We start from the raw sequence: 21816 nt of genomic DNA, 5'->3' as shown, positions 1-21816 counted from the left end.
CCAATGCTGACGTTAACACATTAAAAATGGGATTCCTCATTTTTAATTTTAACTCTTTGTTCTATTCCCTATTTTCTGGGTTTCTGAGGAAGGCTAATCCGCTGTATAGCTGAAAAGCTGAGTCCCAAGGAGTTTCGGATTTGCGCTCGACTTCTATATGAGATTCGATCTTGCTCAACATATTAGTGTAATCGAGCACAGTCTCGGCAAAGGGCGTAAATTCTGACCAAACTGTAACGTCAAGCTGGCGATCGAATATTTCCAGTAAGTGATTCCAGTTAATTCGGGTGGTACTTTGAGGAATTTGTTGAGAGTTTTTGACTCTCGATGTTTTGTTTTTCGGGTTCGGTAAATTGGGGATCTCGGCTGAAGCTTTGGTGAAGTCAACTCCTTGTTGAAATTCGTAACTTTGGTCGCAAATTCGCAGAATGCAGTTTCTGCTGGGAATGTGTAAGTCACAGATTTGAGCGTAATCTTGCCTGATTTCTCTGTGGCGAAATTGGTCTTTTCTTCGGTTGGGCGAGTAGTCCATGACTTCGATGAACATCGGCAACAAGCCTTCTACTCTTTGGCTAACTTCTGACCAGCTAAATTCGATCGCACCGAGTCGATCGAGTTTATCTTTGCAAACAACGGCTGGGGAAGAGAGAGACTGGAAGTGCTGGACTCGGAAGATTTGGATTTTTTGAATATCGCTTAGGGTTGCCCAAAATACGGGAATGCCGGCGTTGAGGAGTTCTTGACCATAAATTCGGAGTTCGGCAATGGGGCCTGTTTTGTATAGTCTCCAGCCGCGGCTTTGGATTTGCATCCGCGTTGTGTAGGCGTCGATTTTAAATATTCTGCTGATATGTTGAATGGCTGCGGCTTTGTTTTCGGGACTCACGGGTTCGAGGATGAGGAGTCCGGGTTCGAGGTTGCTGGGGTCATTTTTGGCGGTTTCTATGGCTTGTTGCCGCAGGTTTTGTTGTGCGGTTTCAATCCGTTGAATAGCTTGGCGGGTCTGGGAGACGATTTTGGCGTTGGTGATGTCGCGGAGTATTTGTTTGTAGGTTGTTTGGGCTTTTTCGAGGTTGTTGGTGAGTTCGTAGTAGCGGGCGATGTAGTATTGCACCCACGGATTTTCGGGGGATTCTTTTTGTAGTTGTTTGATGAGTTGGGCAGCTTGTTTGTAGTCTTTACCCTCTAGGGCGGCTGCTATTTGGTTGATGTCTGTCATGGCTGTTGCGGGAATGGCGTTGTTTCTATCTTGGCTGATGTTTGGTTGGTTCCGCCACTGGTTAACCATTTTGGCTTTTATGTTAGTTTGGGATTTTGGGCTGTTGGGAAAAATTAAGATTTGGATTTTTTAACCGCAGATGAACGCGGATGAACGCGGATGTGTAGAGAGGGAGGTTTAGTGGATGTGAAAAGAAATATAAGTTAAAGCTGATTGGAATTAACGCTTAAGCTGTAAGTACCTTTGCTTGTGCGATCGCCTCCTTTAACAACTATTTTATAAGTGCCGTTACTAGGCAATTTAAGGGTGAGTTGAGACTCTCGGCGATTCTGGGAGTTGCCTGTTTTTTCGGCAATATTTTTGCCACTGGTGTCGAACAGTGTTATGTTGTGGTCGAATGCTCTGCTTTTGAGGTCGATCGTAATAGGTTGACCAGCCCGTCCTTGGAAGGCGTGTTCGCGGGATTCGCCTTCTTTTAAGGTTTCTCGGCGCTCTAGGAGGGAGAGAGAGAGGTGACTTTTGGGCGATCGACATTGCTCAAATCTAAGCGGTAATTTGTGGTTGTTGCACCAGGGCCATTTCCGTTTCTGACTGCGATGATAAAGGCTGTTTTGTTGTTGGGGTCTCGGACTATTTTGTCAATAAATTGGGATTGTATTTGTTTTGCTGTTAGAGGTTTAGGTTGGTTGAAGTTGGGTTTTGAGGTACAGAAAAGCACGGCTCCGTCTAGATAGCGGGCGGCGTAGAACCAGTAGTTTTGACCGTTAGCTGTAAACTCGTTTCTGCTAAAGATAGTGAATCTTTCAAGTTGCGGTAGTTGCTGATTGCGCTGGCAATTTTTATCGATGTAGATTTCGTTGGCTGATGGCTGTCGCTGGGCGAAAACTGCTGGTACGGTTGTGGTTACAATTGCTGAGATGAGGGTGAGGGTGAGGGTGAAGGGCGATCTGCTTTTCATAAATACTTGTTTCTCTTTATTGTTGTCAGGTCTTGTACGCTGTACTTTCTATTCTATCTCTATTTTAAATACTGTTCTAGTTCCGCAGTGCGCTGTTTCGTCATGCGCTCCAAACATTCATTGAGGAAACCTCCATAACCCGTACCGCCACGACTTTTATAAACTTCAAATTCACAGGTTTTATCTCTTAACTTAATCCACCCTAATTGTGCTTCGGAAAGTAGCGCCCGCTCGTCGCCACTTAATTGGGAAATCAGTTGTTTGTAAACCTCGTTCAGTCGTTTGTCCGAGGCTTCGTACCTCAACCGAATACAAGCTCTGACTTGCACATCTCCTTGCGGGCGATCGCAATTAATCTGTTGAGCAATGGGAAAGCTCGGAGATTGTGCAGAAACTGATGTTGTACCGAAAATTGCCAAAAGCGCGTGAAGCGAAGCTATCCCGTAGGGAATCGACCAAAAGAGCGATCGAGCTTTCCTCAACTCTATTTTCATTGCCCGTCAACCCACCTATCTGATGAATTCTTTGTTATTTGTTGATATTAGCACTTCTCAAATGCCGCGCCAATTAAAGATAAAGCCACAATCGGTGCTGTCACCGCTCTTAAAATTCTACTCCCCAAAGAAACAGCTTCAAAACCCCATTCGATCGCTCTTTTCACCTCACCCTCAGTCCATCCACCCTCCGGGCCAATAGCAATCACAATCGATAATTCTCCCCCATCTTGCTCCCCCCTTATTAAGGGGATCTGGGGGGGATCGAATTCTTGCTCCCCCCTTAACAAGGGGGGCTGGGGGGGTTCTAAATTACCCAACAAACAATCCCACAAATGCCGATTGTCCCCGCGAGCAACACAAATATATCGATATTTTTGACTGCAATCTTTGACAGCAAATTCAAACGAAATAGGCTCTAAAATCGTCGGCACAATTTGACGTTCCGACTGTTCCGCCGCCTCTGCAGCAATTCTTTTCCACCGATCGACTTTTTGAGCACTTGGTTTGAGCAAAGTTCGATCGCTCGTTACCGGCACAATACTTGCCACACCCAACTCCGTCGCCTGTCTAACAACCTCGTCAAAGCCGTTTCCTTTGGGCAAAGCCGCCATCAAAGTCACTTCCACGGGTAGCTCCCTGTTAACAGCAATTTCCTCTGTTATCGAGGCAAATAACCCGGTTTCCCGTGCTTCTAGGACTGCTAACCACCAATGTCCCCGTCCGTCCATTGCAATAAATCGATCGCCCGCTTGCAAACGTAGCACTCGATTTAAATAATGCTGTTGTTCCCTAGTTAAGTCGATTTGGCGATCGCAAATTTGAGCTGCAGTAATTGCTAATCTTTGTAATTGAGGCATTAAATTTGGGATTGTTCGTTTTCTATTAGAATTTTTTTTATTTAACCGCAGAGAACGCAGAGAACGCAGAGGAAGAGAGAATTAGGCGAGATAGGCAGGCGGGGTTTCAACAGTTCAAAAAACAATAAAGGCAAAGCATCTACAACGAGAATTATTTTACAAATTCAAGTTTTTTTCTGCAAATGCTCTGCCTTTATATTAGTGTTGCCAGAAGTCTATTGAATACAATCGAAAATCACAAAGCGAAAATCGCAAATTGGCTTATGCTTCCTCCTTAATCTTCTTTAAATAAGTGGAAATGGCTTCTGTAGCTAGCTGCGTGATTGGCTTGCCCTGACGGGCTGCTTCTTCCTTGAGCTCGTTGTAAATTTCATCGCGGACGCTAATTCGACGGCGGACTTTGCCACCGCCAGCAGTGGCAGTCTCATTTGCATCGTCGTTACTAGACGTAACATCTAATTCATTAATCTCAGTTGTCATCGAGTCAGCAGATTGGTAGTTGGTTACAAATTGACGGATAGATTCTAACCCGACGCGATCGCAAAAATTGCCAAAACTCTCGTTCAGTTGCCGTTTTTGCTTGAAATAAACAAAAATCGGCTCCAGAAAAGCTTCAAAATCCTTGACGTGCAGCTTTTCCTCAATTGGTTTTGCCAGCCGCGTTTGGTCGGGAGAACCGCCCAGCCAAATCTGGTAGGATTCCGGGGAACTCCCGACAAACCCCAATTCTGCCATATAAGGGCGGGCGCATCCATTTGGGCAACCAGTCATCCGCACCACCAAATGCTCGTCTGCCAAGCCCACTTTGGTTAAAAGTGCGCGAATCCGTTCTAAAATGCTCGGCATCACGCGCTCAGATTCGGTAATCGCCAGCCCGCAAGTCGGCATTGCTGGACAAGCCATCCCATAGCGAACTAAGGGGTCGATCGCAGTTTCCCGCTGAATGCCACATCGATCGAGTATTCCCTGAATTTCCTGTTTGAGATCCGGCGAAATATCGTAAATCAGCACGTTTTGGTGCGGCGTCGCCAGTATCGGCAAGTTGTACTTCTGCACAATTTCCCGCAAAGCAGTTTTTAGCTGAAATGAACCTTCATCCTTGATCCGGCCATTGTCCACGGAAATGCCGACAAACAGCTTGCCGTCTCCTTGTTCATTCCAGCCCAAGAAATCCAAATACTTCCACTCAGGCAGCGGTTTAAAGGCTTCTAGGGGCTTGCCAAAATATTCGGCTACTTTTTCGCGGAACCACTGTACACCTTTGTCGTTGATCAGGTACTTCAGCCGCGCGTGCCGTCTGTCTGTGCGATCGCCAAAATCTCTTTGGGTTGCTACAATTGCCTTGACCAAATCGTAAACATCATCCTTGGCAACATAGCAAATCTCATCCGCAACCCGCGCAAAAGTCTCTTCTTTATTGTGAGTGCGGCCCAAACCGCCGCCAGCAAACACGTCAAAACCTTGCAACTCGCCAGCTTCATTGGTAATTACCACCAAGCTCAAATCCTGAGAGTACAAGTCAATTGAATTGTCTCCCGGCACCGTAACGGAACACTTGAACTTGCGCGGCATATAATGGCTGCCGTAAATCGGTTCTTCTTTGTCGCTAAAGATTGTGCCGTTGCCGTTTTTCTGTCTCGCGGCCTTCACTGCGGGGTCTTCCTCGGCCGAAACAGCTTTTTCGCCGTCCAACCAAATTTCGTAATAAGCACCGGTTTGCGGTGTCAGCAAATCGGCGACATTGTTGGCGTATTGCAGCGCATACTTGTATTCTGGGCGATTTTTGTACGGTGCTGGAGGCGCCATGACGTTGCGGTTCAAGTCGCCGCAAGCTCCCAAGGTTGACCCCATATTTTTAATAATTGAGGAAAACACTGCTTTAAGATTTTTTTTCAACACGCCGTGAAGTTGGAAACCTTGGCGCGTTGTGACGCGAAGCGTGTGGTTGCCGTATTCTTCAGATAGCTTGTCTAAAGCTAGGTATAATTGCGGCGGAGTAAACCCGCCGGGATTGCGGGTGCGGAGCATGAACTGATAATCTTTTTCTTGTCCTTTAACTCGATTGTCGCGATTGTCTTGCTGGTACGAGCCGTGAAATTTGAGAATCTGAAGCCCCTCTTCGGTGAAGTGGGTAGTTTCTTGTAACAGTTCAGTCGCAACGGGTTCTCGTAAATAGTTGCTGCGTTCTTTCAGACCTTCTGATTTAGAGGGCTTGCGCGCAACAGGGGTTGAAGTGGAAGATGTGATCATGGGAATGTATAGTGCCAGTTATAATTAGATACAGCCGATCGAATATTTCTTGACAATTTGACACTTGACAAATTTGTACTTGACAAATCTCCTCAGAAATGCTGTGTCGGATCTGTTGACAACTCGGTTAACAAGTAAGTTAACAAGTAAGTTAATAACGGTAATCCGCTAGGAATTCTGATGTTGTTCAATTGTAACACGATCGAGCCGGGGCTGAAAAATTGTAATTAAGAGTTTATACTTTGGTTCGCTTAAGTGTACGAAACTTTAGAAATAATTAACCTCAACCTTTGAAACTATGTCACTGTATGACGAAGACACCTTTGTGGTGTTAGAAACAAACCAGTCAGAGCAGTTTTTGACGGCGGCGGAACTGTTAGAAAAGCTGAAAGCCGTGTTAGCCGAGGAACATGAAGATTTGCCGCAGGATGTGCATAAAATATCTGGCGTGGAAGCTCAAGCTAAGTATTTAATTGATACTTATTGTGAATTAGATGTCGGGCAAGGAAAATATTTGCAGTGGTATGCAGTGCGTCTAGAAAAGTAATTTTGGGCATCGGGCATCGCGCATCGCGCATGGGGCATCGGGCCTGGGGAATTGGTTATTAGAACCAACAAGTAACAAAAAGTAATTTTGGGCATCGGGCATCGGGCATGGAGAATTGGTTATTAGAACCAACAAGTAACAAATAACAAATAACAACAAACAAATAATAACCAACAACTAACTCATGCCCTATGCCCTATGCCCCATCCCCAATTCCCAATTCCCAATTCCCAATTGTTAATCTTCTAACTGTTGAACCGATGATACTTCTACTGCGGTAACATCGATCGTACCGGGCGGTGTCAAGCGACTAAAATGACCTTCCTCTATTTTCAGAGGTTCGCCGCAGTTGGCACACTGAAACTGAGTTTGATTTAAAGCTGTAAATTCGTATTGGCAAACTGGACAATTGTCCTCAATTAAATTGCGTTTCAGCCACCACTGAAGCGCGAAAAATGCGACCACAGGCGTCAGCAACAAAAAAGCTACTAAAATCAACACTGATTTAACTATCCAACCCAAACCAATAGACACCAACAAATACGCGATGCCCAGCAGTATCAGCCAATTGCTAATACGGGGTAGCTTGAAAGATATTTTGGGTGTGCCTTGGTTCACGGTGGTCTCCTTGGGTGTCTTTGCACGTAGGCATAACTCTATCCTACTCAGAAAATCACGCAGTTGTTCGAGTTAATTTTCCCATCATACACGGAGAAACCGCTCTCTACGTTATAAGTTAATCAGAGTGAGAGGGTTGAAAAATTCCTTGCAAGGATTGACAAAGGGATTCAAAACTAAATCTTGCGAGGGTTTGTTCCCTCAACCAATGGCGATCGCACCTTTTATCCTCCCCTCGCAGCATTTCCACACAAGCAACCGCTACTGCTGCCGAATCTCGGTGAGGAACTCGCCATCCCAGTTTACCATCTTGCAGCGGATCGGCTGACCCGTCCGCGTCCCCCGCCAGCACGGGTAATCCGCAAGCCAGCGCTTCCAAATAAACTATACCGAACCCTTCCTGGGAGGGCATTACATAAGCATCGGCCAACTGGTAATGTGCTGCTAAATTTTCTGTCGCTACAAAACCCGCAAATATTACTCTTTCGGTAACTCCCAAATCATCAGCGAGTTTGGCTAATCTAGAGCGATCGTCTCCTCTGCCAATAACTAAGTATTTCACATTCGGAAACGTTTTTGCTATTTGCGGCAAAGCTTGAATTGTGACATCGACGCCTTTGTAAATATCCGTCGATCGCAATCTGGCTACAGTCATCAATATTTTATCACCAACCAGATTGTACTGCTCTAATAAATCCTGTGGCTTGGGCCCAGTCGTAAATATATTTTCATCTACCGTACAAGGCACTATTTTGAATTTTTCGGGATTTAATTGGTTAATTTCGCAAGTGCGTGAAGCGAAGCTATCCCGTAGGGAATCGCGCGTGTACCTGCTAATAGTCCAAATACTATCAGCTTGACTCATTGCTGTTTGATATTTAGGCGGAAGCGGTTCCCACACTTCCTTGCCGTAAGTTAAAATTGTATAGGGAATTCCCAAGGGTTGGCACAAAATTTGAATTAGCGGTGCGAGTTTGATGTGACCGCAAAAAACCCGCTGCGGTCGTTTTTGCAGCAAGCGAGTTAGTAATACTGTAGCAAACTTAAGACGACCTAAGCCGGGATTCTGGGTTTTGAGGTAATAAAATTTCAGATTTCTTGACTCGTAAGCATTGTTGCAGTGTGGGGAATCTCGCAGCAGCAAAACTTCAGCTTGCGGCGAATTTGTCCCTGCGGTTATGGACAGGTAAGCTTTGAAAATGTCTTTAACGTAGGATTGAATGCCGCCTTCGCTGGCAAATATTTCTAGGAAACAGAACACGTAATTTGTCGATCGCATCTCAGATTTACCCATTGACAGCGCAGACAATTATTGCAGTATAGTGATTTTGCCAATCCGGGCGATCGCCATTGTCCAGAGCTTTTAAACCATGTCATGATGACTGTAATTGCAGGTTTTACAGACAAATATTAGACTCGCCCACTCTCACCGTTGGTTTTGAGCGACAATCTGCTTTTTTACTATGGCTTTTTAACGGGTGGCATAGGTGAGTGCGAAACTTTGTTTGCAGTTTACTATAATCTACCGTAATTGACTGTAAACTTAATGATTTTTTACAATATCCTACCCCAACCAAAATTTAAGATTTATTGAGTTGGTGCGGTGCATCCGACCAGACTGCGGAGCAGCATATCGGTGTCGATCGAGGCTCTCCCATCATTAGTTTTTGCTAAAAGTTTTGTCTATCCAAAGATAGATATCGAGCCAGTATTGAACTGTTATCATCAGCAAACATAGAGAGTTAAATTCAATATGACTCTGCCAGGTTTTAAAAACAATTTCTGAAAAATTTTGTCGAAAATATTCTCCTAAAATTTTCTCAACCACTGCAAAGCAAAATTTAATGCTCATAAAGCATTTAAAAAAATCAAGCATCGTTGATTTTTTTTGCAGGGAGGACAGAGACTGATATTTGTATCTTGTCTGTTTGCAAAAGCAGTCTAACGAGCCGAGACAGAAAGTTTTAGGAGAAGAAAAGAAACAAGGTTTGGTACAATCATGTACGAAGAAAAGCCTGTCACCTAAAACATTAGGTATTCGAGCTTAAACCTGACAAAAGCTAATGTTAGGTTGGCAACGTCATATTTACGAGCGACTCTCTCCAAACGAGCCTTCATTGGAGTTTGAGGTGAAACGAGTAACGATCGCACTAAGTCTTTTTAGTCTACTCAGCAGCACTCTGGCGAGTTGCACCGCAGCTTCCCAGAACGCTCAAAACAGCACGCAAAAAAGCAACTCCGAACTTTCATCAGTTGCTGTAGCAGTCCGCGACCTCGGCAACCCCTTCTTCGTACAAGTTGGCAAGGGCGCTGAGGCCGCAGCCAAGAAAATCGGCGGTCCAAACGTGAGGACAACTCTCGTTTCCAGCGGCGACGATTTAAATCAGCAATTTAATCAAATCGAAAACTTTATTGCCTCTAATGTCAGCATGATTGTACTCAATGCTGCTGACACAAAAGGCATTGCCCCGGCTGTCGAAAAAGCAAAGCAAGCCGGAATTCCGATAATTGCAGTTGATACCGCCGCAGAGGGAGGCGTTGATGCCACAGTTACTTCAAATAACGTGCAAGCTGGCGAAGTAAGCTGTCAATATATAGCCGATCGCTTGAAAGGAAAAGGCAGCGTTGTGATTATCAACGGGCCTCCCGTCGCTTCAGTGGTCGAGCGAGTTCAGGGGTGCCAGAGTGTCTTCTCCAAATATCCAGATCTCAAGGTTCTTTCCAAAGATCAGAACGCTGAAGGCAGCCGCGATGGCGGATTGAGAGTCATGAGCGATTTGCTTACTTCCTTCCCAAAAATTGATGCTGTTTTTGCAATTAATGACCCCTGTGCCATTGGTGCAGAATTAGCGGCCAAACAGGCACAAAGAAGCGAGTTCTTTATTGTGGGAGTCGATGGCGCACCTGAAGCTTTAGATGCGCTCAAGCAGAACAACAGTCTCTTTGTGGCTACAGCAGCTCAAGATCCATTTCGCATGGCAGCCAAAGCCGTTGAAGTCGGGAACGACATTCTGAAAGGAAAAAAGCCAGCCAATCCAAACATTCTGATTCCAGTCGCGCTGATTACTCGCGAAAACGTCAATCAACATAAAGGCTGGACAAGTGAATAAATCAGGAATCGCTGGGAATTGGTTTGTTTGCGAAATTACTTCTTTTTAGTAGTCATTCGGCTATTGTCAGGAGTAAGGGTTGGCAATGCGTACCTACAGATATACCTGCAGTTAACTTTACAAATTGATGCAGCAGACCTAGACTTGTAATTCGCATATAATTACGGTACTTGCGATGGTAAATAGCACTCAAGATTTAATTAAAACTAAGCCCGTCCTCGAAATGCAAGGTATTAAAAAAACCTTTAACGGTTTTGTAGCCTTGCACGATGTAAATATCACCGTTTACCCGGGCGAAGTCCACGCCCTCATGGGGGAAAACGGTGCGGGCAAAAGTACGCTGATGAAAATTCTGGCGGGAGCCTACATAGCCGATGCAGGTGAAATCAAAATAGACGGTCAAGCTGTTAAGATGACAGACCCCGCTCAAGCCAGAGATTTAGGGATAGCGATTATTTATCAAGAACTCAATCTCGCTCCCAATCTGACAGTTGCTGAAAACATTTTTATGGGCAGCGAGTTGAAGAAAGGGGGTACGTTTTTAGACCAAGATGAAATGCGGCGCAAGGCATCTGAGGTCTTGAAAAACCTTGATGCAAATTTTGAGGCGGGAGACCTGGTTTCAACACTTTCAATTGCCGAACAGCAGCAAGTGGAAATAGCTAGGGCTCTCAAACATAATAGCCGAATTTTAGTGATGGACGAGCCGACTGCAGCGCTTTCAGACCGCGAAACAGATAAGCTTTTTGAAGTGGTTCGCCGCTTGCGGAATGAGGGTATTGCTATTATTTATATTAGCCACAGAATGGCAGAAATTTATGCCCTTGCCGATCGCGTGAGCGTCATCCGAGATGGCGGGTATATTGGCTCTCTTGAAAAGCACGAAATTTCGGCAGAACGCCTGGTGGAAATGATGGTGGGTCGTTCTTTAGAGGATTTGTACGAAAACAAGCATCAAATAACACCGGGTGCAGTAGTTCTTGAGGTAACAAATTTAAGCGACGGCAACAAAGTAAAGCCTGCCAGTTTTCAAATTCATGCGGGCGAAATTCTGGGTTTGGCGGGTTTAGTTGGCGCTGGCAGAACAGAACTTGCCCGCCTAATTTTTGGTGCAGATCGGAAGGTAAGCGGTGAAATAAAACTGGAAGGTCGTCCTCTCAATGTCTCGACACCCGATGAAGGAATGGCCGCCGGAATTGCTTACGTGCCAGAAGATCGCAAGGCTCTCGGATTATTTTTAGAGGCAACTTCGGGTGAGAATATTACCATGAATGTGCTCGATCGAGAAGCAAAAGCTGGCATTATTAACTCAAATTTTCTGTTGAAAGTTGTCAATGATGCTATTAATAATTTGCAGATTCGCCTTGCAAGTCCGAGCATCAGGGCAATGGATCTTTCTGGGGGAAATCAGCAGAAGTTGCTGCTAGCGCGTTGGTTGGCTATCAACCCAAAGGTACTTTTGCTAGATGAACCGACGCGAGGTGTGGACATTGGCGCAAAAAGCGAAATTTATCGAATTATTAGCGATTTGGCAGCCAAAGGTGTAGCTATTTTGATGATTTCCAGCGAACTGCCGGAAATTGTGGGAATGAGCGATCGCGTCTTAGTGATGCGCGCAGGAAGCCTCGTCGGTGAAGTAGGCGGAGCGACTGGGGAAAAGATTACGCAAGAAAACATTATGGCTTATGCCACTGGTGCAAAAGAGGTAGTAAAATCATGAGTCAAACGCAAACAAAAACCAGCAGAACTTCAGGGAGCGATCGCCAGAAAACAAGTAAAACTCAAGCTTGGAGAAATTTTATCCAAGTTGCTGGCATCCTACCGATTTTGCTTGCCATCTGTATAATTTTTTCCCTGGTAACGCCCAACTTTCTTTCCGTAGGAAATTTGATTAATGTCATTCGGCAAGCATCGATCAATATTGTCCTAGCTACCGGCATGACTTTTGTGATTTTGACGGGCGGAATTGACCTTTCAGTGGGGTCAATTTTGGGCGTGACGGCAGTTGTCGGCGTGCTGGTTTCCTTAGTTCCAGGTCTGGGTTGGTTTGCCGTACCGGCTGCGTTAATAGCCGGAGTATTTTTGGGATTAATTAACGGCTCGCTAGTTGCCTATTTAGGTTTGCCTCCGTTCATCGTCACCCTCGGTTCTTACACAGCTTTGCGGGGAGTTGCTTATTTAGTAGCTAACGGCACTACCGTTATCAATAGAAATCTGAATTTTGCTTGGGTAGGTAACAATTATGTCGGCCCAATTCCCTGGTTGGTTATTATCGCTTTCCTCGCAGTTTTAGCGAGTTGGTTTGTTTTGCGGCGGACTGTTCTTGGGAGGCATATTTACGCCGTGGGAGGCAACATTCGGGCAGCACGGTTGACAGGTATTAAGGTGAGTCGGGTGCTGTTATTTGTCTATGGCGTCAGTGGCTTGCTGTCTGGTTTAGGTGGAATAATGAGCGCGTCGCGCCTCTACAGTGCGACGGGGATGTTGGGGCAAGGCTACGAATTAGATGCGATCGCTGCTGTAATTTTGGGAGGAACGAGTTTCACAGGTGGAATTGGCACTATTTGGGGTACTTTGCTCGGGGCTTTAATTATTGCCCTGCTCAACAATGGACTAACTCTCATGAATGTGTCTTTCTTCTGGCAGTTAGTTGTGAAAGGTCTGGTGATAATTATCGCAGTGACGATTGACAAAGTTCGCACCGGTTCAAGCGCAGCGTAGGGGAAGCCAACCCCCCCCCTGCCCCCCCAAGGGGGAAAAGGAAGAAGGAAGTTCGGCAAAGGATTCTGTAACGAATTTAACGGATGTAACTGAGATATTGCACCTTTCTCAATTACTTGTTTAGGAACGGGCAAGATGCCCGTTCCACAAAGAGTGAATTTTCTTGTGGAACGGGCATCTTGCCCGTTCTTGAGAATGATGCAAGATCGGGTCTTTATGCGGAGCTTTGTCCTATGCACATCCAGCATTTTCCTCACCTGATTACTGCTTTTATCCTGGGATCGCCTGCTGTATTTTTACTAACATCATTACCAAGTTTTGCTGCACCAATTGATAAATTAGTTGCTCCTGAACCGTTAAATACCTTGGCAGAAAAACCCTTCGCGCAGGTGAATTCTGTCTCTCAACTCTCGGATGTAAAACCGACTGACTGGGCGTTTCAGGCGCTGCAATCTCTAGTAGAACGCTACGGCTGCATTGTCGGTTATCCCGACGGCACCTACAGAGGAAACCGCGCGATAACGCGGTACGAATTTGCAGCAGGATTGAATAGCTGTCTCGATCGACTCAGCGAACTAATTGCCGCAGGAACAACCAACCTGATTACTGGGGAAGATTTAGCGATCGTCCAAAAACTGCAAGAAGAATTTGCAACTGAATTATCGGTGTTGCGGGGTCGAGTCGATGCTCTCGATGCACGCACAGCCGAACTAGAAGCGAATCAGTTCTCGACTACGACGAAGCTGAATGCGGAAATTATCGTGGTGGTAACAGATACCTCCGGCAACAGTGTTGGGGATTCGCGCGATCGCACCAACACTATTGTTGCCAACCGGGGGCGATTAAATTTTGAAACCAGCTTCACTGGTCGCGATATGCTGAGAACCCGTTTGGAATTCGGCAACTTGGGCAGGAGGATTGCCGATGAGACGGGTACAAATATGACGGCCTTGAACTTTGATGGCAATGTCGATAACACAATCACCGTCCCTCACGTATTGTATGTCACCCCGCTGACCTCTAATCTGGCGCTGACCGTCGGCCCCACAGGTGTTGGGTATCCCGATATTACGGATTTGCTGACTCCTCCAACCATCGCCAGCGATAGTGAGGGAATTCCCTCGAAGTTCGGACAATACAATCCCCTCTACCGCCGGGGAGGTGGCGGTGCTGCTGTCAACTGGACGATCGTCAAAAACCTCACCCTGACTGTGGGCTATGTTGCCGGCAATCCCAATCTCTCGCAGCAAAGTAACGGTTTATTCAACGGTTCCTACAATGCTCTGGTTCAGCTTGCCTACCGGGGCGATCGCGGAGCCATTGGCGTAGCCTATTCTCGTACCTTTGCACCAAGCGGTAAAGCCGACCTCACAGGCGGTACGGGTAGTTTTTTGGCTGCGCGACCTTTTGGGGACAATATTGCTACATCGAGCGATTCTGTAGGCGTACAAGGATTTTACCGCCTTGCTCCCCGGTTGCAAGTTCACGGTTGGGGCGTTTATACTCGCGCCAATGCCGAAAATTCTGGCGTTAGCAGCGTTTCTGATGGTAGAGGTGGCGTGGTTTTGCTAAATGTTGACGGGGACGATCGCGCCGATATTGTGTATGCAGCGATCGGGATAAGTTTCCCAGATGTTGGAGGTGAAGGCAACCTACCGGGGATTTTAGTGGGTTTACCAGGTCGCGTGACGAGCAGTAATGTGCGCCGCGAGCGAGATACTTCCTATCACATTGAAGCCTTCTATCGCTTTCAGGTCAACGACAACATTTCTATCACCCCTGCTGCTTGGGTCGTTGTTAATCCTGAGAATGACAGTCGCAACGACACTCAATGGGTTTGGTTGCTTCGCACGGGCTTTAACTTTTAACCGGAAAGATATTTTAGTAACCTAGTCCAGGACGCAAAAACCCAGTTTCTTGACGTAATTGCCTCATTTGAGACGATAATCGCGAGAAACTGGGTTTTTTAGATTGATAGTGCATCCAGGGCTTCAATTCCATGCCAGACAACAAAAAACCCCTACCATCGCTGGCTGGGGTAGAAAATTATCAGGGTGCATCTACTAATATTTGCAACTATAACATACATTTGTGGGGTGTCACCCTTCATGGGTGACACCCAACGAGGAATTTAGGTCAGAATAAGTTATGATTTAATATGCCAATGATTAACAAAGCTTTTATATCATCTCGTTCTGTCCCAGCCGCTCTAAAATTTAAGATTTAGAATAAATCTGTGCTAGACCTCAAATTAATCCGAGAAAACCCGCAAGCCGTGCAAGAAAGCCTCAACCTGCGCGGAGGTAACTATGAAATCGAGCCGATTTTGCAATTAGACAAACAGCAGCGGGAGTTGGAAGGCAAGCGATCGCAACTACAAGCCCGCAGCAACGAAATTGCCAAACTCATCGGTCAAAAAAGAAAATCGGGTTTACCCCTCGAATCTCCCGAAATTCAGGAACTGCAGGCAGAAGGCAACGCAGTCGGCACCGAGTCGAACGAACTGCAAGCACAGGAAAAAGAGCTAAAAGCTCAAATAGAAGCTTTATTGCTGCCGCTGCCAAACTTGCCGAATCCGTCAACGCCGATCGGCAAAAATGAAGAGGAAAACGTCGAAATCCGGCGCTGGGGAGACGAATACATTCCCCAAAATTCCGGTATTTTACCGCACTGGGAAATCGGCGAAAAGTTAGGAATTATCAACTTTGAACGGGCAGTAAAAATCGCTCAGCCCCGATTTGTGAGCTTAATGGGAGCCGGGGCAGCCCTGGAAAGAGCGATAATTCAATTTATGCTCGATCGCCACACAAAAGCAGGTTATGTAGAAGTTATTCCCCCATTTTTAGTTAACACTGAATCCCTGACTGCTACGGGTCAATTACCCAAATTTGCTGAAGAAAGTTTCAAGTGCGACCAAGATGATTTATGGTTAATTCCTACTTCCGAAGTTCCGGTGGTCAATTTGTACAGAGGTGAAATTTTGGCAGCAGAACAGTTGCCAATTTATCACTGTTCTTATACTCCTTGTTTTCGCCGCGAAGCTGGCAGTTACGGCAAAGATACGAGGGGATTAATTCGATTGCACCAATTTAATAAAGTTGAATTGGTGAAACTCGTGCATCCGAGTACCTCCGAGGCAGAGCACGAAAAGTTAGTGCAGGATGCTGAGGGAGTTTTGCAGGCGCTGAAATTGCCTTATCGGGCGATCGCACTGTGTACCGGCGACTTGGGTTTCGCGGCCGCCAAAACCTACGATTTAGAGGTGTGGCTGCCATCTGCGGGCAAATACCGGGAGATTTCCAGTTGTTCCAACGTCGCAGATTTTCAGGCGCGGCGGGCAAATATTCGCTTTAAAGAAGCAGGTAAAAAAGGCACTCAATTCGTTCACGCGCTGAACGGTTCGGGTTTAGCTGTGGGCCGCACAATGGCAGCTATTTTGGAGAATTACCAGAAGCCAGACGGAACTGTAAAAGTGCCGGAAGCCTTACAACCCTATTTGGGACGGGAAGTTTTATAAACAAGTTTGTAGTTATATCAAATCGGTTAGTATCGGAATTATTCCTATCTCTATTCTAGACCTCTGCATGAATCAGCGTGAATCCCTTCTTGTCATCTGCGGTTCAGAAATTCTCTTTTTTTTACCGCAGATGAGGGCAGATAAACACAGATTAACGCAGATGAATTAGAGAAATTCCGCTTGACCTTTCGTGGTTAAATGGAGGCTGGATTTGACGCCAGACGATGCTACCAGATTTGATATTACTCCGCGATTGAAATCGCTCCTATACAAACTTTCGTCCCAGCAGAAGGGGACTAAAAAATAACGTAAAACCCGAATGCTGTTAGATACCCGACAACTTCGGCGAAGTCGGGGATCTAGGTGTTCTATTTTTTATCGACTTCTTCCTTCTTCCTTCTTCCTTCTTCCTTCTTCCTGGCATCCGTTACATCCGTCGAGCGAATCCGTTGCCGAACTTCCTTCTTCCTTCTACTTACAGTTTGAGCAACGCTTCTTTGATATTTAATGCTAAAAATCTATCCAATGCTAGATACATCCAATAAACAGATAACTGACTATCGCTGCTAGTCTTCTGAAATCCCAAAGCGAGGCACAGTTTTTCGTACATAGGGTGAATCATCAGCGTGTACAAGTCGCAAAGATTGGGAAAATCTGTTTGCATTTCGCCTAAAACTTTTTGTGTGTCTTCGAGAAAAGCAATGCGGTATTCTGACAAATACTCTGGCTCGATTATCCAACTGCGGACAAATACTGACTGGCAATTTATATCTCCTGGTAGCGCCATCTTGAAAGGATCGATATCGGAAATAGAACTTAAATGAAGGCTTTTGCTAGGAGCATTAAAAAAATTGACTTCTGATTCGCTAGCTGTTGGATAAAGTAAGTAAAACCCGACTGGGTTGAGATTATCTGAGCGACGCAAAACTCGCATTCCCTTTGAGTATTGATCGGTCAAAAGCCGGAGAATTTTAGCAATTTTGTGGGGGACGGTGTTAGTGTTTCGGTTCATCCAGTTGTAATTGGTGGCTAATAAATTGGCAACGATAATTGCGTCGCACCGAGGGTTGAAATCATCTAAGTGGAGTTGTACAGGCTTTTGAGGTTCGGCGGCATCTAAAATTTCTGAAACTGGTTGAATTTGAATTGCCGTAGCGTTACCATCAAAGTGTTTTGCGATTAATCCGAGTGCTGCTAATTTATCTAACATCATTCCGGCGGCGCGATCGCTCCCGCGATCGGAATCGCAGTAAAATAGTTCGGCGGCTTCCCGGTGAGTACACTGCACTTCTGTTGCTGGCACTTCCAGTTTCGCCAGCGGTGGTTTGAGACGGGGCTGGCTTTCCTGAAGCTGTTTCACCGATAAGTAAACCCAAAGCCTGATAAAGCATTCAGCCCTAGTGCGGGTTACGCCTACTCGTTTCATCAACAGCGAAACAGCCGTGCGGCGTTGAGAAGGAGAATACCAAGTATCTAGTTTTGCAATATCCATTTCAGTCGAGAAGCAGCGAAGGAACTCTAGTTACATATTGGCTCAATTACCATAAACTTCACCCTACTTCAGGTTACTTGTTGCCGCTGTTGCTCAACTTGCCTAATTTCCGGCGACTCTACAAGATAGCTGCTTGCTCCTTGCAAGTTCACTGCTTCACAAAGCACTATCAATTTTAGATATTTTTGGGCTTGATTTAACAAACCAACGCACCCGAGTAAATTAGCAACTTTAGAGGTTTACGCCATGTACAGTGCTTATATCAATCGGATGGGAAAATTTTTGCCGGGAGAACCAATTAATAATGATGAGATGGAAGAGTATCTCGGCAAAATTGCCTCGCGCCCTTCGAGAGTCAGGCAGCGAATTCTCAACAGCAACGGGATTCAACAGCGCTACTACGCGATCGACAAACAGCAGCAAACACTATATTCTAACAGCCAAATGGCAGCGTTTGCCGTCCGTGACGCGATTTCTCAGTCAAATCTGGAACCAGGGGCGATCGACTTATTGGCCTGCGCTACCACTTTACCAGATTTATTAGTACCGGGATTTGCCAGCACAGTACACGGGGAACTTTCCGAATTATCTCCCCTAGAAATAGTTTCAACTCAAGGAGTTTGCTGTGCCGGAGTTAGTGCTTTAAATTACGCCGCCTCTCAAATCGAACTCGGCAAGAAACAAACCGCCATTGCCGTTGCTTCCGAATTTCCCTCGCGCCTGTTCAAAAACACTAAATTTGAAGCAAAAACTTCCGTGCAAGCGGGCAAACCCCTGCCTTTCGATACAGAATTTCTGCGCTGGATGCTCTCCGACGGTGCGGGAGCATTGTTGCTCCAAAACCATCCCAGCGCGACAGGAATTAGTTTAAAAATAGAATGGATTGAACTCGTTTCTCACGCCAATGCTTATCCTGTTTGTATGTATTCAGGATTAGCCAACGAAACATCAACTAAAAGCTGGTTGGATTATTCCTCCTACCTCGATGCAGCCACAGCGGGAGCTTTTGACTTGCGGCAAAATATTCGCTTGCTGGACAATGTAATGAAATTAGGCGTTGAAGGTTGGCTGCAGTTGATTAAAGGCGGGAGAGTTTGTCCGCAGGAAATCGACTGGCTGCTGTGCCACTATTCGTCTCACTTTTTCCGGGGGCAAATTGTAGAACTTCTGGAACAAGCAGGCTGCATGATTCCTGAAGAAAAATGGTTTACCAACTTATACACACGCGGAAATACAGGTTGCGCCTCGATTTATTTAATGTTAGAGGAATTATTCAATTCGGGCAAGTTGCAGCCAGGACAGAAAATCTTTTGTTTTGTCCCGGAAAGCGGGCGCTTTACCACGGCATATATGATGTTAACTGCTGTGGAAAATACCCATAAGCCTATGAGTTCTCAAATTTCTAACTTTCATGAGGTTCCCGAAGCTTCGCCTCTCGAAAGTGTGAAACCTGCACACCCCAACTCTCCGCAAGCTTATTTGTTGCGGGAGTTAGCATGGATTTGGCTGAAGTTCGATCGCGAAATTCGTTCCGTTCCCATTGTCCGCAAATTGTACCGAGGAGAGTTTACAATAGAAGATTATCAAGCTTTGCTGTGCAATCTCCGGCCGCAAGTTGTAGAGGGAGCTCGCTGGATTGCTCGCGCTGCTTCTAACATGATTGACTTTCGCCTGCGCTCGACTTTTATCGGCCATGCCCAAGACGAACACCGCGACTATCAAATGCTAGAACAAAATTATGTTTCTGTGGGCGGTGAATTGGCAAAAATTGTGGAATATGATAAAAATATTGGCAGCGAAGCACTATCAGCTTTTATCTTCCACCAAGCATCGCGGGAAAATCCGGTTGATTTAATTGGCAGTATGTTTATTATCGAAGGATTGGGCAATCGGTTGGCGGGAAAGTGGGCAAAACAAATTCAAGAAACTCTCGGTTTGCAAGATGAACAAGTATCGTTTTTAGCGTATCACGGATCTAATGACGAGTCGCATTTAGCCAAGCTGGAAAATTTGATTAATGCCGAATGGATGACAGATGATATTGCCCGCCGCATTGTCAAAACCGCTCGCGTTACTGCTCGTTTATATTTGCTGCAATTGGAGGAAATTCGCTAATGCAAAAGCTGCAAAAACAAGATACCGAAAATCTCCCAGATGAGCAAAAAATCCCTTACGCTACCAAACCCTACAACCGCCGAGATCCGAATGTTTGGGATGTGCTGTTTTGCGATCGAGCTATTCCCGTCGATTTAGTCGCAAAAGCCTACATGATGCGGGATTTGCGAAACTGGACTCGCAATTATTTACTCATTCCCATCAAAGTAATTGCTAACTTGTTGCTGGCGGTAATTATGACAACAAAGCGCCTGTTGCCATTTCAATTTCGCGCTTACACTTTAATGCACAAATCGGCTGCATTTTTCCTAAATAACTTTGTCTCGCCAGAAGCTTGTTACTTAATTGTCCGACACATCTGCATCGGCTCCAATATTATCAACTTCTTGATAGACAACGGCCCCGACACCCAGATAGAAAAGTCAAAGCTTTATCCGCGCACTGTTAGCGATTTAGCTGAAAATGCGTTTCTCGAACACGACTTAATTCTCTATAACTTTGTCTGGGATTACAACCAGGCAATGCTGACAAATCGTAACTGGTTGGAAGTCGTCAAAAAACGGGGAATAAATTATGATAGTATTCAACCAGTAGAAGTTGCTATAGATTTTGAAAAACGCAGATGGCTAAACATTCTGGATTTAGAATCGGCGATCGAATTGTTTAAAGTCTTTTATTCTCTGTGTTTGACTAGCGACGAATTTGCGCGAGCAGTGATGTCGCTTCAGTTAGATGAAAACTTCGGAGTATACGTCAGCGAGATTACCGGAAATTGCGACTGGAATCATGTAATTGTTAATCGCCATCCGCTAGCGCCCAACAGTCCATTTAATGCGGCACGCGACTTGTTTTTGCACGGGATAATTTCGGAATATCTCTATCGGTATTTGGAACTGCAAAAAGAGATGAACTAAACTCCGATTAAATAACCCTAAATACCGTAGATACTGTCTTGACCTGTCAAGGGGTAGCAGTCAAATAATTGGGGTCGAAAGGCTTTTGGGATTTTAAAATCCCAAAAGCCAAATGCACCAGTTTCCTCATCAGCGCACCAATCACCTGCATTTTGACCTTTCCACGACCCAATAATCTCTCACTCATGGCTTTCAGCAAGGGATTGTAACGCATCGCCACTACTGCTGGCATATATAATGCTTTTCGCAGTCGGACGTTTCCGGTGCAGGACAAACGAGTTTTGCCTTTAACCGAAGTCCCAGAACTCCGTTCGCTGGGAGTTAGACCAGCATAGGCTGCTAATTGACGAGCATTATCGTAATCGGAAACCTCACCAATTTCAGCTAATAATATAGAAGCTGTTAAATCGCCAATGCCAGGAATTGAGGTCAACAAGTCACGCTGTTGTTTTAAGTGTGGGTGTTGGTCAAAATGGTCACTAATCAGTTTTTTGATTAGCTGTTGCTGTTGTTTAAGATACTCCAAATGTTCGAGGGTAAGGGCAGCAACAGTTGGCGTAGGTAGCTGTCTCCAAACGGTTTTGTTCGCTCGTCATCATTTCTGTGACAGATTCGAGCCGTCGCAACAAAGCTTGTAATTCCTTGACTTCGGGCGCGGTTGGTGTCCACAGAGCCGGTTTCATCGCCGCACAAAAACGAGCAATCAGTGCCGCATCTACGGAGTCTGTTTTAGTTCGTAGAAGTTCGCTTTTGGCAAACCCTTTAATCCGAGCTGGATTGACAATACTAACCTGAAAGCCATTCCCATAGAGGAATTCGGCTAAAGCCTCCCCGTAGATGCTAGTAGCTTCCATACAAGCATGGAGCTCGACTACACTTTGTTGTTTGAGCCAGTTATGCAAACTCTCAAACCCTTGAATATTGGTAATTGCTCAACCCCCTTGACAAGAAGACAAGATAGACATTAGATCAAAGAATGGAAAAACTCCCCGACCTAAAAC

Annotated in this window: 18 protein-coding genes; 8 read left to right on the top strand and 10 right to left on the bottom strand. The window is 45.6% G+C overall.

Annotated elements, in window-relative coordinates; all coding sequences use genetic code 11:
• Nucleotides 1-61: 61 nt before the first annotated feature.
• The 5 genes from QUA36_RS07220 to sir all read right to left on the bottom strand — a co-directional run bounded on the left by QUA36_RS07220 (nt 62) and on the right by sir (nt 5781).
• Nucleotides 62-1219, bottom strand: coding sequence for a tetratricopeptide repeat protein (locus tag QUA36_RS07220; RefSeq protein WP_333456551.1), 1158 nt, complete (start codon nt 1217-1219; stop codon nt 62-64).
• Between the two features lie 493 nt (nt 1220-1712).
• A complete protein-coding gene (locus tag QUA36_RS07215) occupies nt 1713-2177 on the bottom strand; it encodes a hypothetical protein (protein WP_333158074.1) in 465 nt (154 codons plus the stop codon).
• A gap of 59 nt (nt 2178-2236) precedes the next feature.
• Nucleotides 2237-2671, bottom strand: a complete 435-nt coding sequence (locus tag QUA36_RS07210; protein WP_333456427.1) for a lysozyme inhibitor LprI family protein — start codon at nt 2669-2671, stop codon at nt 2237-2239.
• A gap of 47 nt (nt 2672-2718) precedes the next feature.
• Entirely contained in the window at nt 2719-3531 is an 813-nt protein-coding gene (locus QUA36_RS07205; RefSeq protein WP_333456425.1) for a 16S rRNA (uracil(1498)-N(3))-methyltransferase, read from the bottom strand.
• A 261-nt stretch (nt 3532-3792) separates the two neighbouring features.
• A complete protein-coding gene (gene sir, locus QUA36_RS07200) occupies nt 3793-5781 on the bottom strand; it encodes a sulfite reductase, ferredoxin dependent (protein WP_333456423.1) in 1989 nt (662 codons plus the stop codon).
• Nucleotides 5782-6079: 298 nt separating this feature from the next.
• Here sir and QUA36_RS07195 point away from each other — a divergent pair, with 298 nt between their 5' ends.
• Nucleotides 6080-6328, top strand: a complete 249-nt coding sequence (locus tag QUA36_RS07195; RefSeq protein WP_333158082.1) for a chlororespiratory reduction protein 7 — start codon at nt 6080-6082, stop codon at nt 6326-6328.
• A 237-nt stretch (nt 6329-6565) separates the two neighbouring features.
• Here the strand turns inward: QUA36_RS07195 and QUA36_RS07190 are convergent, their stop codons facing one another.
• Complete coding sequence (locus tag QUA36_RS07190; RefSeq protein WP_190737398.1) at nt 6566-6946, bottom strand: hypothetical protein; 381 nt, start codon at nt 6944-6946, stop codon at nt 6566-6568.
• Between the two features lie 118 nt (nt 6947-7064).
• Nucleotides 7065-8240: a glycosyltransferase family 4 protein gene (locus tag QUA36_RS07185; protein ID WP_333456421.1), complete on the bottom strand. Its 1176-nt coding sequence runs from the start codon at nt 8238-8240 to the stop codon at nt 7065-7067.
• A 769-nt stretch (nt 8241-9009) separates the two neighbouring features.
• Here QUA36_RS07185 and QUA36_RS07180 point away from each other — a divergent pair.
• The 5 genes from QUA36_RS07180 (at nt 9010) to serS (ending at nt 16294) form a co-directional block, all read left to right on the top strand.
• The gene (locus tag QUA36_RS07180; RefSeq protein ID WP_333229338.1) at nt 9010-10056 is read left to right on the top strand and encodes an ABC transporter substrate-binding protein; all 1047 of its coding nucleotides are present in this window, start codon (nt 9010-9012) and stop codon (nt 10054-10056) included.
• Between the two features lie 175 nt (nt 10057-10231).
• Nucleotides 10232-11776 carry a sugar ABC transporter ATP-binding protein gene (locus tag QUA36_RS07175; protein WP_333456419.1) on the top strand — a complete coding sequence of 515 codons (1545 nt, stop codon included), beginning with the start codon at nt 10232-10234 and terminating at the stop codon, nt 11774-11776.
• Complete coding sequence (locus tag QUA36_RS07170; protein ID WP_333456418.1) at nt 11773-12777, top strand: ABC transporter permease subunit; 1005 nt, start codon at nt 11773-11775, stop codon at nt 12775-12777. Before QUA36_RS07175 ends, QUA36_RS07170 begins: the two co-directional genes overlap by 4 nt.
• 233 nt (nt 12778-13010) lie before the next feature.
• On the top strand, nt 13011-14645 hold the full coding sequence (locus tag QUA36_RS07165; RefSeq protein ID WP_333456416.1) for an iron uptake porin: 1635 nt from the start codon (nt 13011-13013) through the stop codon (nt 14643-14645).
• A gap of 368 nt (nt 14646-15013) precedes the next feature.
• On the top strand, nt 15014-16294 hold the full coding sequence (gene serS / locus QUA36_RS07160) for a serine--tRNA ligase (RefSeq protein ID WP_333456414.1): 1281 nt from the start codon (nt 15014-15016) through the stop codon (nt 16292-16294).
• 475 nt (nt 16295-16769) lie between these two features.
• On the opposite strand, the gene QUA36_RS07155 is transcribed toward serS, so the two are convergent.
• Entirely contained in the window at nt 16770-17786 is a 1017-nt protein-coding gene (locus QUA36_RS07155; RefSeq protein WP_333158099.1) for a hypothetical protein, read from the bottom strand.
• 246 nt (nt 17787-18032) lie between these two features.
• On the opposite strand from QUA36_RS07155, the gene QUA36_RS07150 reads away from it, so the two are divergent.
• Together QUA36_RS07150 and QUA36_RS07145 are read left to right on the top strand one after the other, a co-directional pair.
• Nucleotides 18033-19901: a 3-oxoacyl-[acyl-carrier-protein] synthase III C-terminal domain-containing protein gene (locus tag QUA36_RS07150; RefSeq protein WP_333456413.1), complete on the top strand. Its 1869-nt coding sequence runs from the start codon at nt 18033-18035 to the stop codon at nt 19899-19901.
• Nucleotides 19901-20815, top strand: a complete 915-nt coding sequence (locus tag QUA36_RS07145) for a DUF6999 family protein (protein ID WP_333158103.1) — start codon at nt 19901-19903, stop codon at nt 20813-20815. Before QUA36_RS07150 ends, QUA36_RS07145 begins: the two co-directional genes overlap by 1 nt.
• Before the next feature lie 46 nt (nt 20816-20861).
• Here the strand turns inward: QUA36_RS07145 and QUA36_RS07140 are convergent, their stop codons facing one another.
• Nucleotides 20862-21248 carry a transposase gene (locus QUA36_RS07140; RefSeq protein ID WP_333456411.1) on the bottom strand — a complete coding sequence of 129 codons (387 nt, stop codon included), beginning with the start codon at nt 21246-21248 and terminating at the stop codon, nt 20862-20864.
• 79 nt (nt 21249-21327) lie between these two features.
• A complete protein-coding gene (locus QUA36_RS07135; protein ID WP_333456549.1) occupies nt 21328-21735 on the bottom strand; it encodes an IS110 family transposase in 408 nt (135 codons plus the stop codon).
• Nucleotides 21736-21816 lie beyond the last annotated feature (81 nt).

The sequence above is a fragment of the Microcoleus sp. Pol10D4 genome, assembly GCF_036701555.1.
Classification (GTDB): Bacteria; Cyanobacteriota; Cyanobacteriia; order Cyanobacteriales; family Microcoleaceae; genus Microcoleus.
The sequence above is the reverse complement of the archived record's forward strand: the minus strand, read 5'-3'. Positions and strand labels throughout refer to the sequence as shown.